The following is a 14,568-nucleotide window of genomic DNA, read 5'->3' as shown; positions in this document are numbered from 1 at the left end:
TAAAATTTTTAACGGAAATCTTAACGCAAAAGCAGAATTTCAGTTAAATTTTAGACTTGCAAACTCTAGTTTTGCGAGGAGTTTTTTAGTTAGAACTTTATATTTTGAATTTTAAATAAAATTTAAAAAGTAACTTAAAATTTAATTTCCATCTCACTGCCTTTTCGTTATAATTCATTAGATTTAAATCCTGTAACAGGCGTTACTACAATAAAAGATTTAAAGCGATTTCTTCACAAAGGAAAACCATGGAGAACAAACGCAGGGATTTTCTTAAAAAATCTCTAAAAATCGGCGCAGTAGGTGCCGTGGGCGTTGCCGCGTCTCAGGCTCTAGCGAAAAGCGAGCAGGACTATGGCGATACCGTTCGTGGCAAATCACCGAAAAAAGAGGTGCTTTACTGGGAGAGTGAAGCGTGGAAAAAATACTATAAAGTAGCTTACTAGGAGAATTTTCATGAGTGAGAATGCGATCGGAAGGAGATCGTTTTTGAAACTCGCTGCTTTAGGAGCGAGCAGCGTAGCTGCGTTTGGCGAAAATAATACGCTAAGAGCCGCTACTGAGCAAGAGATCAAAAACCCATTTCCAGGTTCCGTTATGAAGCGAACGATATGTTCGATCTGTTCCGTAGGCTGCGGTATCGAGGCTCAAGTGGATGAGAGCACCAATACCTGGATTCGCCAAGATATGGCAGTAGATCACCCGATCTCGCAAGGCAGCCACTGCTGTAAGGGAATCGATCAAATCGATCTAACCAAATCTAAAATGCGTCTTAAATATCCGCTCAAAAAGGTTGGCGGCAAGTGGGAGCGCATCAGTTGGGAACAAGCGGTTGATGAAATCGGCGATAAAATGCTTCAAGTCCGCAAAGAGGACGGTCCAGATAGTGTGGTATTTCTGGGTTCGGCTAAATTTTGCAACGAGCAGGCATATTATTTTAGAAAATTTGCAGCCTTCTGGGGTACGAACAGCAACGACCACGTAGCCAGAATTTGACATAGCGCAACAGTCGCCGGTGTGGCGAATACTTGGGGTTATGGAGCTATGACAAATCACGTAGGTGATATGGCGAAAAATTCTAAAATGATCCTTTTCATAGGTGCGAATTCTGCGGTTGCAAATCCAGTGGGAGCTATGAAGCACGCTCTTCAGGCTCGCGATAGAAACGGCGCGAAAATCGTTGTAGTTGATCCAAATTTTACTAGAACTGCGGCTAAGGCCGATATGTATATTAGAATTCGTCCGGGAACCGATATAGCGTTTGTGTACGGAATGCTGCATCTAATCTTTAAAAACGGCTGGGAAGATAAGGAGCTAATAAAAACCAGAACCTACGCTGTAGAGGAGATTAGAGCCGAAGCTGAGAAGTGGGATCCTAAAGAGGTAGCCAATGTCACCGGCTGCAAAGAAGAGGAGCTGATAGAATTTACGAGGATGTTCGCTACCACAAAGCCCGCTACTTTATGCTGGGCTCTAGGCATTACACAGCACTCGATCGGAAGTTCTAATACTAGAATTTTGGCTCTTTTGCAGCTCATACTAGGCAATATGGGCAAGCCGGGCGGCGGCTGCAACATCCTTCGAGGCCATGATAATGTTCAGGGCGCTACCGATATGTGCAATCTCTCCGATAGCTTGCCTGCATATTATGGGTTAGCCGATAACGCCTGGAAGCACTTCTGCAAGGGCTGGGGCGTAGATTACGAGCAGTTTATTAAAAGATTTGCCGTCTCTACTAAGCAGCCGCACGAAAAGCAGGGTGAAAAAGTGCCTGGTACGAATTTTACCGAGTATTTTCACTACGATCCGAGCATCGAGCAAGATGTGATAAACTGGCGCAACGAAAAGGGCTTTTCGCTATCTAAATGGTGGCAGGGCGTTTTGAAAAACGAGCCCGTTTTAAGTAGTGGCAATGTCCGCGTTCTTTGGGTGCAAGGCACAGGAATTACTTCTATGGCTCACGTTCGAGAGACTCAAGAAGCATTAGGTAAGATCGATATGCTGGTGGTCGCCGAGCCGTTCTTAAACGAAGTAGCGATTCTAAACGATAGACCGGATGGAATTTATGTTTTGCCGGTAGCTACGCAGTTTGAAAGCGAAGGTCATCTAAGCGCTACAAACCGTAGCGGTCAGTGGAGAACTCAGATTGTTAAGCCTCTATTTGAGAGCAAAGAGGATCAGGAGGTAATGTTTTTATTCGCGAAAAAATTCGGCTTTTACGACGAATACGTTCGCGGCATGAAGATGGGCATCGTTGATAGCGAGCTTAAGCAGGTTAAAGACGATTTTGTTTGGCCTGACGACGCTACCGATGAGATCGCACGCAATACTCAAAGTATTGGAAATAACGGTCGTACCGCAGCTAGATTTCGCAGACAACAGAAAAATTGGCATCTATTTGATCCCGATACTTTGCGCGGCATAGGCGGAGAAGTAGAGGGCGAATACTACGGGCTTCCATGGCCTTGCTGGGATACGCAACACCCGGGCACGCCGATCCTTTACGACGTAACTAAGCCTTATGCCGACGGCGGTATGGGATTTAGAAACCGCTTCGGCTTAGAACACGACGGCGTTTCGCAGCTAGCCGACGAGAGCATTACTCTTCCGGGATCAAAAATTCAAGGCGGACATGCAGAGATTACCAAGGCAAATATCGAGCAGGTTTTAGGCATCACGCTAAGCGAGGAAGAGAAAGCCAAGATGGGACCTACGTGGAGCACAGATTATAGTGGCATTATCGCTAAGAAATGTCGCGAGTTTGGAATTTGTCCTTGCGGAAACGCAAGAGCCAGAGCCAAGGTTTGGCAGTTTGCGGATCAAATTCCGAAGCACCGCGAGCCGATCCACTCGCCTAGATGGGATTTAGTAGAGAAATATCCGACTTTTGCGGATCAAAAACGAAATTTCCGCGTATTTACTAGATTTATCTCCGAGCAGAAAAAGCAGGACTGGAGCAAGGACTTCCCTACTATTGTAAGCTCGTTAAGGCTTGTAAATTTAAGCGGTGCGGGTATGATCGAGCGAACGAGCAAGTATCTTTCGGCGATTACTCCAGAGATGTTTGCGCACGTAAATCCTAAGCTTGCCGCTGATAAAGGTATCAAAGATGGCGAGATGATGTGGATTCATTCACCGCAAGGCACGAAGATCAAAGTCAAGTGCATCTATTCGGAGTCCGTCACGCCTGATCGTATCGTTATGCCGTATAACTTCGCGGGAATTTTCCAGGGCGAGGATCTAAGCGACCGCTATCCTGAAGGCACTAAGCCATATATCAGAGGCGAGAGCTCAAATACGATTACCAACTACGGCTTTGACATAAATACGCAAATTTCGGAATTTAACGCCGGTCTTTGCAGACTAGAAAGAGCATAAGGAGATAAAATGCCGGCAAGATTAAAATTTTACGTCGATGTCGAGCGTTGCATCGCTTGCTATGGTTGCCAGGTAGCCTGCAGCTCGGCGCACGAGGTTCCCGTGCAGATCAATAGGCGCAAGGTTATCACTTTAAACGAGGGCATAGAGGGGCAGGAGGTTTCAAGCTCTATTGCTTGCCAACACTGCACCGATGCGCCTTGCGCGCAGGTTTGCCCGGTTCAATGCTTCTATATCAGAACCGACGGTGTCGTTTTACACGACAAAGATAAATGTATCGGCTGCGGATACTGCCTCTATGCGTGTCCGTTCGGCGCTCCGCAATTCCCTAGAGACGGAGCTTTCGGTATCAAAGGTGCGATGGATAAATGCACTATGTGCGCGGGTGGACCGGAGCCTACGTTTTCGCACGAAGAGCTACATAAATACGGCCAAAACCGCATCGCAGAGGGCAAGGTTCCGATTTGTGCGGCGATCTGTTGCACGAACGCTCTAATCGTGGGCGACGCGAGCAGAGTTTCGGATGTTTATCGCAAGCGCGTACTTACGCGCGGCGTGAGCCTATAAGATTTTGGAATTTTAAACGTCTACGATTTAAAATTCCGCCTCTTTTACAGAAATTTCAACCGAGCGGCGGCTTTAAATTTAGCGGTCGCTCGGCGCAAAATTTTATTTAAAAATTCCACTCTTGCCCATTCGCCGTTAGATTATTTCAAAAAATCGCCTCTTGCTGACATTAAAATTTTAAATTTATGCTACAATCACTCAAATTTAGGATTTGAAATCTTAAGCGAAAGGATCCGTCTTGAAAAATAAAATTTCACTTTTTTTGGTCATTTCGGCGTTTTTGATTTTTACAGGTTGCTCTAAAACTGTACCCGTAAATAGCGGTATTGTGCGCACTTCCGAGCCGCTTCACATTATGGAATTTCCGCAGGATAAACTCATAAGCGTAAATTTCACCAATACCTCTACGACGGATTCAAATTTAACCCAAGCAGTGATCCAGCATCTGCGTGCGGATGGATTTAAGGTCGTAAATAAAAGTGCGGCGAACGTCCAAATCGGCGGCAATCTCAACTACTTCCGCAAGGCGGATTTTTCGCGCAGATCGTGGGATAATCCGAGATTTAGCTTCGGAATGGGCTTCGGCAGGTATTATAGATATACGGGCGTAGGCGTGGGCTGGGGGATGCCGTTCGGTTATGATCCTTGGGACGACGACGATTATTACAGAGACTACTTCTACGACTCGCAGATTAGCCTCTACATAAGCGTTAAAAACAAGGGTGCTTGGAGGGATTACGTAACTAATCTCAACTACCAAAGCATCAAGAATCCGGGCTCTAAAGACTCGGTAATGGATGCGCTAAATTTTAAAATTTACGAATATATAAGACAACTGATTAAGCAGGGAAGATGATAGTAAAAGAGAATAAAAAGCCCGTAGCGATGACGCTTGCGGGATCGGCGATTTTGGCGCTCGCTAGCGGGTATTGCTACCACGCGGGCTTTGGCGGCGCGGCGCTTTTTGCTTCCGTAGTCGCGGCATTTTGCGCGTTTTTTTGCGCGCTCAGACTCGGCGCTAAAAATTATTTGCAGATCGGCGAGAACGCCCTTACTATCGTGCGCGACGCAAATTCCGAAAGCTTCGAATACAAAGATATCGCAAATTTAGGCATCAAAACCTTTGTCGCGGGCAGAAACAAAACGGAGCTTTTAAATTTTGTATTCAAAAAAGCGCCGCAGGCGCAGGACCGCTTTAATTTTTTACGATTTTACAGCGACACGGAGGCCACGCTGCCGGGCTCGTTTGAAATTTCGATCTACGAGCTAAGTAAAATTTTGCGCGAAAAAGCCGGTCTTTCGCAGAGCTCCGAGGAAGAGCAAACCGCCTCAAAAACTCGCAAGGGCGCTAAGGGTTCTAAAAAAAGCGCGGGTAGCGGTAAAAATTTTAAAGCTAAAAACCTACGCGATGAAAATTCCGCTTCGCAAAATTCCGATATGCAAAATTCCTACGGCGCACAAAATTTAGATGAAAATTTAGGCGCGCAGAATTTCGGCGTGGCGCAGGATTTCGCCGCACAAAATTCTAATGGCGCCGCCGATTCAAACAGCGCGCAGAATTTGAAGGGCGCTTCAAATTTAAACGAACAAAGCTCCGCCGCGCCGAATAATACAGTTTCTTCAAATAATGCCGCTGCGGGTGAAAATTTCACAGGCGCCGAGGATTTCGCGTCTAAAATTTCCGCGGGCGATAATGAGCCTGACGCTGCGCTCGAAAGTACGGCGCTAGCTGACTCCGATACCGTCGATACCGCAATGCGAAACTCCGCCTGCGAAAGTAAAAATAAGTAGAGGCGCGGCCTTGAACTCCTTGCCGATCGGAATTTTCTTGCAAGGAGCCGCGCTGATGCTCTCGCTTATCGTCGCGATCGGCGCGCAAAATATCTTCGTCATCTCCCAAGGCCTTGCGAAAAACCACGTCGCGGCTGTTTGTACGGTCTGCGCGCTAAGCGATGCCGTATTTACGGCCGTAGGGATATTTTTAATCGGTGGCGCTCTTAAGCAAGGCTCGCTTTTTACCCAAATTTTAGGCATAGGCGGGATCATATTTCTGCTCTGCTACGCGCTAAGCTCGTTTTTTAGCGCTTATAAGGGCTCGCATTTTGCCAAAATCCAAAACTCTGCAAATAGCCCGCTGGCGCCCGTCGTAGCCAAAGCCCTTGCGGTGACGCTTCTAAATCCGCACGTGTATTTAGATACCGTCGTGGTCGTGGGCTCGCTCGGCGCTACGATCGCGGATCCGCAAAAGCCGTGGTTTTACGCGGGAGTTATGTTCGTATCGTTTGCGTGGTTTTTCGGCTTAGGCTACGGTTCAGGGGCGCTTTCGAAGCTTTTTGCAAGCAGCAGAGCATGGCGCATAATCGACGCATTCGTGGGAGTTTTGATGCTATATATGGCGTATCTGATCGCGAAGTTTGTCTTTAAAATTTAAAATTTCACGCTAAAATTCCGCACTCTTGATAAAGGATATATGATGAAAATTGAAATTGAAAGCGGGCTCGAACTAAAAGAGGCCTTGTGGCGCGTAGAGAAAGCTCTGCGACTAGTGACCGACAAGGACGGCAAAGTCACATCGAGCGCGACGCTTTACGTGGGCAAACATTCGCTTTTAAATTTACTCGATACCAACCAGATCGAAAATATCCAAAACGCCTATGCGCGCGCCAGGACGGAATTTCGCGCGGAGATGCTGGGCGTGCTAGAGGGCTTTTTATCGCAAGAGGACGCCGAGAAAAACGCCGAATACGCGCTATTTAATCAGCTCTACCAAATGGCGATGACCGCGGGCAGAAAGAGCGATATTTTTATCCATGTCCAAGGCATCAGCGAAAACGAGGTCGTGCTGCGCGTGTACCAACGCTTCGAGCTGGAGGGTGGCGAGACAATCTATTATGCAGGCGGTGAGTTTAGCTATACTCTGGACGAAAATTTCGGCAAGATTTATCGCTACGAAATTTGATTTTGGCGGTGCGGCGTGAGATCGATGCCGCCTCGATCCTAAATATCGTACTACGCTTTTTTGCTGCAGCGCGTAAATTTAGACGCTCAAAACACATTGCGAGTCTAAATTTAGACAAACTTTCTGCAATGATGGCAATTTCACCTGGTTAAAATTTATCGTAATTCCAAATTTAAAGCTTGTATAAATTTCGCCGCGTTACCGCCGGCGTTTGAGTTCGCCTTGCTTTACATTCGTCAAAATTTTAAATTGAGCTCGAATAAATTTTGCTCCTCAGGCACACAAATTTTGTCGGATCGCATTTTTATGCAAAAGAAAAGATAATTAAACGAAGCCGAATTTAACCAAGGTGCGTATATAGGAAAGCGGGCTCAAAGATGATACGCTAGGTGGCGGTTTGCTGCCATTGCTTACTTTAAAAATTTTAAGCATTAATACGTGCAAAATGTAAAAACAAAGAAAGGAAAACGCAATGCTAAGTAAAAAACTAGGATAATAAGAGCGCTAATGGGACTAGCGATAATGATCGCCGGAGCGGTGTTTAGCAGCTGGTGGGGCTGGTCGGACTAGTGCCCTTTATCGTGAGCGTCACGGGATCTTGTCCCGCTTGCTACTTTTTAAACCGCTGTTCGCTAAAGCGTTAAATTTAGCCGCGGTATGCGGTTTTGCCGTGCGCCGAGAAAATAAGCGCGATAAATTTAGCGGCGAAGCGAACGAGCTTTAAATTTTAATTCTCCGCGCTTCGCCGGGGAGGGGGGGATGTTAAATTTAAACTAGCCCTTTAAAGTCTAAAATTTTATCGCGCGATACAAAGCGGTAAATTTAATCTCGTGCCGCCGTCAATCGGCATGCCGCTATCCGCGTAAATTTTAGCGCTAGCCGCTTTCGGCGCTCTTGTTGGAGCTGGCTTGCGCTCCGCGCCCGGCTACAACCAAACTCTATGATTAATTACACCTAGCCTCTTAAAATTCATCTTAAATTTGCTAAAATTGCAGCAAAATTTAAAATTTAAAGGAGCCCAAATGTCAAATATCTTAATCATAGGCGCGGGCGGCGTGAGCCAAGTCGCGACCGTAAAATGCGCGATGAACGCGGACGTTTTTAGCAAGATCACCCTTGCGAGCCGCACCAAAAGCAAGTGCGACGCGATCGCTAAATTTATAAAAGACCGCCTAGGCGTGCAGATCTATACTGCCCAGATCGACGCGGACGATACCGATGCCGTAGTCGCTCTCATCAAAAAAACGGGCGCCGATTTGCTGCTAAATGTCGCGCTGCCGTATCAAGACCTAACGCTCATGGACGCGTGCTCTCGTGCCGGCATCCCATACATCGACACCGCAAACTATGAGCACCCAGACACCGCTAAATTTGAATACAAGCTGCAGTGGGCGAAGGACGACGAGTTTAAAGCCGCAAACACGATGGCGCTTCTGGGAAGCGGCTTTGATCCGGGCGTGACGAACGTATTTTGCGCCTACGCACAGCAAAATCTCTTTGACGAGATCGGCGAGATCGACATCCTAGACTGCAATGCGGGCGATCACGGCTATGCGTTTGCGACGAATTTCAACCCCGAAATCAACCTGCGCGAAGTGAGCGCAAAAGGCCGCTACTGGGAGCGCGGCGAGTGGAAAGAGACCGAGCCGATGGAAATAATGTTCAAATGGGACTACCCGAAAGTCGGCGTCAAAGATAGCTACCTGCTCTACCACGAGGAGCTAGAAAGCCTCGTTAAAAACATCAAAGGACTGAAACGAATCCGCTTTTTTATGACATTTGGGCAGAGCTACCTCACGCATATGAAATGCCTAGAAAACGTCGGCATGCTGCGCATAGACGAGGTCGAGCACAACGGCGTAAAGATCGTACCGATACAGTTTTTAAAAACTCTACTGCCTGATCCTGCGAGCCTCGGTCCTCGCACGAAGGGAAAAACTAACATCGGCTGCGTGATACGTGGCTTAAAAGATAGCAAAGAGCGCCAGGTCTATATCTACAACGTCTGCGATCACGAGGCTTGCTACGCTGAGACGGGCGCGCAGGCCGTGAGCTACACGACTGGCGTGCCAGCGATGATCGGCTCGATGATGGTTGCAAAAGGTATCTGGAGCGGCAAAGGCGTCTTTAATATGGAGAATTTCGACGCTAAGCCTTTCATGGACGAGCTAAATAAACAGGGCTTGCCGTGGGAGATCATCGAGATGAAACCTGGTGAGAGATACGAAGTCTAAATTTGAGGCTTGTCTTTTTCTACTTATACTTCGTTGAAATTTGATTTTTAATGCTCACGTATCACATATACGCTCCGCTTAAAAATCAAATTTCATCTCAGCTAGGCAAAAAATACTGCGCCTTATTTTGGTGGGTATATTTAAATAGATTTAAAATTTTCGCTCTACGACATATTGTATGTCTAGTCTTGGGACGAAATTTACTTCTTCTATTCAGCTACGAGCATAGCGACGTAGAAAACATTTAAAATCATCTCACGATACTTCGCCCTATCTTTAATCGCATTCAAATTTAATTTAGCTAAGCAGTTTACCTGCCTAGCCTACTTTTAAAAATCAAATTTCATCTCAGCTAGGCAAAAAATACTGCGCCTTATTCTGCTACGTTTAAATTCTAATTCAAATTCACTCAGTCATGTATTTCATATACGCTCTCGCCCTCAAATTTTATTCGTCTCAATCGGGGACAATACCGTGCGTCGAATACTGCTTTAAATTTGGCTATAATCGCATAAAATTTTATCGGAGTAGATATGAAACGAATTTTAAAAGCGCTGATTTTTAGCATGGCATTTTCATTTCTCATTGTGGGTTGTGCTAGTAAAACCGCGCCCGTAGAGCTTGAAGGCAAGGAGCAAATTCGCGCGATCCAAATAGAGGCAAACCGTACGGTAATGATCGGTGACGCTTACGACTACGAATTTAGCAGTGATTATCGCGCGACGAAAGCGGAATTTGAGCACCTAAAATCGCTCTATTCACATGCAGTGGAGGTAAATAGAATTTCGATCGCTACGGATGCATTTAATGAACCTCACGCAAGCGCGCTACTTTTTGAGCTGTGGCTTGACCGCGAGAGCCTGCCGCTAGCAGATCAGCTTGTGCTTTACAAGCATCCAAATTTTACGGGCTTTAAAGATCGCGAAATTTTACAATTTAGCTTCAAAATTTTAGGCGTTCCTACGCGCGTAAAAGATCGCGATCGGATTCTAAAAAAATATGCGCTTGCTAAGCCGTTAAGTTTAAACGCGGTAGTATTTGTTGATAGCGGCAGGCTGAGCGAGGAAAGTATGCGTAAAAACGGTGAGACGCAAGACGCAGTTTTAACTATGTTTAGCCCCGTCTGGATGCCCATCGCTGCTGTAATGCAAAGTCTCGGCGCGCTATTTGATAACGAGTAAATTCTGCCAGTAAAAATTTTGATACTCGCTTGCTCTTACGTTGCAATATGAGGGCTGCGTTTTGGGCGGGTACGCCGCGGACGATGTCTTGGATCATAGCGCTGTTTGTTTGGCTAAGCGCGCTCGCGGCGTATTTAAATAAGTAAATTTTAAATCGCAGCGAAATTTTATAATTTGCCATCGAGTTCAGCTCTGTTTTAAACAGACGAGCGGTTTCTTAAATTTAAACTCTAGCTAAATTTAGACCGAAATTTTTAAGTAAACTTTGCTATAATCGCCGAAATTTTGAAAAAACCGAGGAGAAAATATGAAATTGATTTACGCCGCTTGCGTGCTCGCCGTGTTTGCTTCGGCTCAGACCGAAACTGTGCAGGTGCCGGACTTTGCCAAAAGCTCGATGAAGACGCACGAGCAGGCCGAGGAAAAACTAATCGCAAATGCCCTAAAAGGCGATCTAAGCCAGATCGCAAGCGACCTAAAGATCGATAAAACGCTAAAAGGCGGTGAGTCACTTGTCATTAACGGCGCGCATTACAGGACGATCGAGGGCGATAGCACGCAGTGGAAAGAGGGCGATGCTGTGCGCCTGCTAAGCGGCAACAAGGACGGCAGGTGCCTAAGCTCGATTATGCTTAATTTGCGCACGAAAACCGTCTGTAAATTTATGTGTGACGCGTATTAGGCGAGAATTTCGTCTAAACCACAAAAATCCACCGGCTCGGCGCAAGTTTCTTGCAACGAGCGGTTGCTTCTGCTATTTAGCCATAGCATAGATCGCTAAATATATGCCTATGAATAAAACATTGTTATATATTTTTTTAAAAGCGTTCGTTATGTTTATTGTCCTATATTTGTTCATTCCGCAACCAGAAGATGGAATTTATAATATGCTAGATATACGCATGTTTATTGGCTTAGTGTTGTTTTGTATCTGCCTTATATTGGATATTTAGTTTACATCTTTCTCTATCTTTACGTATCGTATTTTTTGATGGTCGCCAAAATTGCATATCACAAATTTAAATTCTAAACGGCTTGACTTGGGTTGTTTTTAAAATTTCGCTTTAATATCGATAAATTCTGCTATAATAAACGCAAATTAAACAATGCCGTTAAAGACGTAACGCGGGCGTGATAAAGCAAGTAAAATTTGTAGAGGCAAATTTTGCCTGCCGCTCGGTACTTCAAATGGCAAATCAAGGAAAAAGATGCAAAAATTTAGAATTACAAACGGCGAATACTCACGCATGGATATTTTTTTGATCATGACGCTGGTTTATATATTCGGCGTGGCGTGCAGGTTTTTTTGGATATATTGGGCTAGCGGGATCGAACAGTTTTCTTTTGACGGCGAGCTCATCATGACTACAAATGACGCCTTTGCAAACGCCGAGGGTGCGCGCGATATGATAGCGGGCTTTCACCAGCCGGGCGATCTTAGCCCGTACGGCGCGTCGATCCCAACTCTAGCATTTTTACTTAGCAAAATTTTACCCGTCAGCCTAAATAGCGTTGCGATCTATATGAGCGTGTTTTTAGCGCCGCTGGTGGCCGTACCGATTATTTTAATAGCAAGAGAGTATAATATCCTGGGCGCCGGCATCATCGCGGCGCTACTTGCCACCATATTGCCGGGATATTATATGAGGACTTTAGGCGGGTATTTTGATAGCGATATGTTAAATGTTACTCTGCCGCTGCTAACGCTATGGGCTTTGATTAGGCTCATAGGGCGAAGCGAGCAGAGTAGCTTTGCTTTGCCTGCCGTCTTTATGGCGTTTTATGATTGGTGGTATCCCAGCTCGTATTCTTTAAATATGGCGATTATAGTGATATTTTTAATCTATACTTTGATTTTTAATAGACACAATGAGGAAAATTACAAAGCGATTATTCTTATGGTCGCAGCGGTTATAAATTTTGGCGCGTATTACGAAGGCGAGACAATAATTGTAAATTATATTTTATTGTTCAAAATCTCACTGATTGCATTGCTATATTTTTTAATGATTAAAATTCCAAGCCATAAAAGCAAAAAAGCTCTTTGGATTTTGGGTACGATCGCCGTAATTACGTTCGTCATATTCGGCGGACTTGTGCCTATAGCAGTACAGCTTAAAGCATACATCTTAAAGGATGTAAGCAAAGAGGAAATTTTCTACTTCTACGGCGTTAGAAATACGGTCAAGGAGGTTGCCAATGCTAATTTTATAAAATTTGTGCTTGAATCTAGCGGGCATCTATTTATATTTATATGCGCCGTAGGAGGGTTGGCTCTACTACTGATAAAATTCCGTTCGTTTATATTAACCTTGCCGATGATAGCGCTTGGAGTTTTAGCACTTTTCGGTGGAACTCGCTTTACAATGTACGCTACACCGATGATAGCGCTTGGATTTGCTTATTTTATATATTTCACGCTGAATTACTTTGAAATACGCACCTGGCTTAGAAGTACTTTGTTGGCTATTTTAACCTGTTTGGCACTAATGCCTAGCATGGATTTTATTTATGAATTCCGAGTTGCGCCTACGCTTACGAAAGGCTCTATAAATCCTCTTGCAGAGCTAAAAAATAAAGCCAGCAGAGAAGATTACGTGCTATCGTGGTGGGATTACGGATATTTAATCAGATATTACTCCGATGTAAAAGTAGTAGCTGATCCCGGAGGTAGACAGGCAGGAGAATATACTTTTATGAGTGCGTTTTCCTTTAATAAAGATGAGGTAAGCTCTGCTAATATGGCAAGGCTTAACGTAGAATATATACAAAAGTTGCAAGGTAAAAAATTTGATCCTAAATTGGAAGATAAATTTAAACTAAATCTATATCAAATTCAAAAAGATTATGGCGAAGCCGATATCAATAAATTCCTAAGTTCTTTAAGCGATAAGAATTTCAAGCTTCCACGGAAAACTAGGGATATATATTATTATTTCGTACCGCACATGATAGATATATTGCCTAATATCTTAAAATTTTCTACTGTAGATATAGAAACAGGTAAAGAGTCTTGGAATCCACTGGCTGTTATAGGCTATGATATTGAAATCGGTGAGGATGGGAAAAGTGCTAGCATAAATGGCGAGTATATGTTACCTAGTGCCGATCCCGAATATCTGATTCATAACGGCAAAAAGATACCGATCAACACATATTATCAAGTGAGCGAGGTAAACGGTAAGCTCGTTAAATTATCTAAGCAATTAGATAAGAATGCCGATCTTTATGTGATATTCTTACCGGACTACGAAAGAATATTGATTTTAGATGAAAAAGTCTTTGAATCGACTTTCATTCAGCTCTTCGTGCTAGAAAATTACGACAAAGACTTGTTTGAGCCGATTTATCTAAGCAATTCGGCGCGGATTTACAAGTTATTAAGATAAATTTATATCCAGAGGAATACCGCGTAAATTCTTATTACGCTATACTTTTACAAAGCATATGTTACTAAGCGATAAAAAATTTATAATGTAAATTATATGGAGATTTAGAATTTATACTGGCTATAAATAAATTACAAAAATACTTAAAATTTTGTCACTAAAAATCGTAAATGTTATGTATTTACTTTAAATTTAGCCTAGGTTTCGAAGCGTGTCGCTATCATTAAGATGAAATTTCACCAAAAGGAGTAAAAATGAGAAATTTAGTTGCAAAAGTGGCGCTTCTTAGCTCTTTAGCTGCAGTAAGCGCGATGGCGGAGGGACTTTTCATAGGTGGCGAAGGCGGATACAATTTCAAAAACCAAGCTGCAGGTTTTGATGACGGACAGCCGCAAATCGGCGTTAAGGCCGGATATGACTTCGGCACGTTTAGGGCCTACGGCGGGTATTTTTACGGATTTAAGGGCGAGGATTCCAGCTCGAATGCCGATTCGAAAAGAAAGGTTAAATGGAGCACGCACGATTTCGTAGCCGGTGCGGATTTTACGCCGGAGCTTTTCGGTAGATTTAAGCTCGTCCTAGGCGCTTACGCTGGGCTTTCGGTACTAGATACTGAAGTTAAAATAGACTATAGCAATGGCGGCTGGGTTAGAGCGGACGATACGCTGGGTGGCTTCATTTTGGGCGGCAAGATAGGTACTGCGTATGAATTTGGCTCCAATAGCGAGATTGAAATGGGCTTTAAAGCAAGCAAGGCGTGGTACAAAGACGGCGATTATATCGAAGATAACGACGGTAAAAAATACGGCGTTTACGCAGGATATAATTATAAATTCTAAGAATTTTCATATTTGAGGCAT

12 protein-coding genes are annotated in these 14,568 nt (G+C 44.4%); all 12 read left to right on the top strand.

Features of this window, described 5'->3' with window-relative positions:
• Positions 1–248: 248 nt before the first annotated feature.
• Positions 249–446, top strand: coding sequence for a twin-arginine translocation signal domain-containing protein (locus Q0600_RS02585; RefSeq protein WP_005871103.1), 198 nt, complete (start codon positions 249–251; stop codon positions 444–446).
• Between the two features lie 10 nt (positions 447–456).
• A complete protein-coding gene (locus Q0600_RS02580; RefSeq protein WP_298756556.1) occupies positions 457–3,378 on the top strand; it encodes a formate dehydrogenase subunit alpha in 2,922 nt (973 codons plus the stop codon).
• 9 nt (positions 3,379–3,387) lie between these two features.
• Positions 3,388–3,945 carry a formate dehydrogenase FDH3 subunit beta gene (fdh3B, locus tag Q0600_RS02575; protein ID WP_297913568.1) on the top strand — a complete coding sequence of 186 codons (558 nt, stop codon included), beginning with the start codon at positions 3,388–3,390 and terminating at the stop codon, positions 3,943–3,945.
• A 238-nt stretch (positions 3,946–4,183) separates the two neighbouring features.
• Entirely contained in the window at positions 4,184–4,801 is a 618-nt protein-coding gene (locus Q0600_RS02570; RefSeq protein WP_298756552.1) for a hypothetical protein, read from the top strand.
• Complete coding sequence (locus Q0600_RS02565) at positions 4,798–5,736, top strand: hypothetical protein (RefSeq protein WP_298756549.1); 939 nt, start codon at positions 4,798–4,800, stop codon at positions 5,734–5,736. Before Q0600_RS02570 ends, Q0600_RS02565 begins: the two co-directional genes overlap by 4 nt.
• Before the next feature lie 10 nt (positions 5,737–5,746).
• Positions 5,747–6,376, top strand: coding sequence for a LysE/ArgO family amino acid transporter (locus tag Q0600_RS02560; RefSeq protein ID WP_298756546.1), 630 nt, complete (start codon positions 5,747–5,749; stop codon positions 6,374–6,376).
• A gap of 42 nt (positions 6,377–6,418) precedes the next feature.
• Positions 6,419–6,904, top strand: coding sequence for a hypothetical protein (locus tag Q0600_RS02555; protein ID WP_298756544.1), 486 nt, complete (start codon positions 6,419–6,421; stop codon positions 6,902–6,904).
• Between the two features lie 1,022 nt (positions 6,905–7,926).
• Positions 7,927–9,138 (top strand): saccharopine dehydrogenase family protein, encoded by a 1,212-nt coding sequence (locus Q0600_RS02550; RefSeq protein ID WP_298756541.1) that lies wholly within the window; start codon positions 7,927–7,929, stop codon positions 9,136–9,138.
• A gap of 533 nt (positions 9,139–9,671) precedes the next feature.
• Entirely contained in the window at positions 9,672–10,319 is a 648-nt protein-coding gene (locus Q0600_RS02545) for a hypothetical protein (protein ID WP_298756540.1), read from the top strand.
• 307 nt (positions 10,320–10,626) lie between these two features.
• Positions 10,627–11,001, top strand: a complete 375-nt coding sequence (locus Q0600_RS02540) for a hypothetical protein (RefSeq protein ID WP_297905105.1) — start codon at positions 10,627–10,629, stop codon at positions 10,999–11,001.
• 526 nt (positions 11,002–11,527) lie between these two features.
• Entirely contained in the window at positions 11,528–13,708 is a 2,181-nt protein-coding gene (locus Q0600_RS02535) for an STT3 domain-containing protein (protein ID WP_298756536.1), read from the top strand.
• 254 nt (positions 13,709–13,962) lie between these two features.
• Positions 13,963–14,547 carry a hypothetical protein gene (locus Q0600_RS02530; RefSeq protein WP_298756533.1) on the top strand — a complete coding sequence of 195 codons (585 nt, stop codon included), beginning with the start codon at positions 13,963–13,965 and terminating at the stop codon, positions 14,545–14,547.
• The last annotated feature ends 21 nt before the right edge of the window (positions 14,548–14,568 follow it).

Source organism: uncultured Campylobacter sp. (genome assembly GCF_938041645.1).
In the GTDB taxonomy this organism is placed as follows: Bacteria; Campylobacterota; Campylobacteria; order Campylobacterales; family Campylobacteraceae; genus Campylobacter_B.
This window is presented reverse-complemented; position numbering and strand designations above follow the sequence as displayed.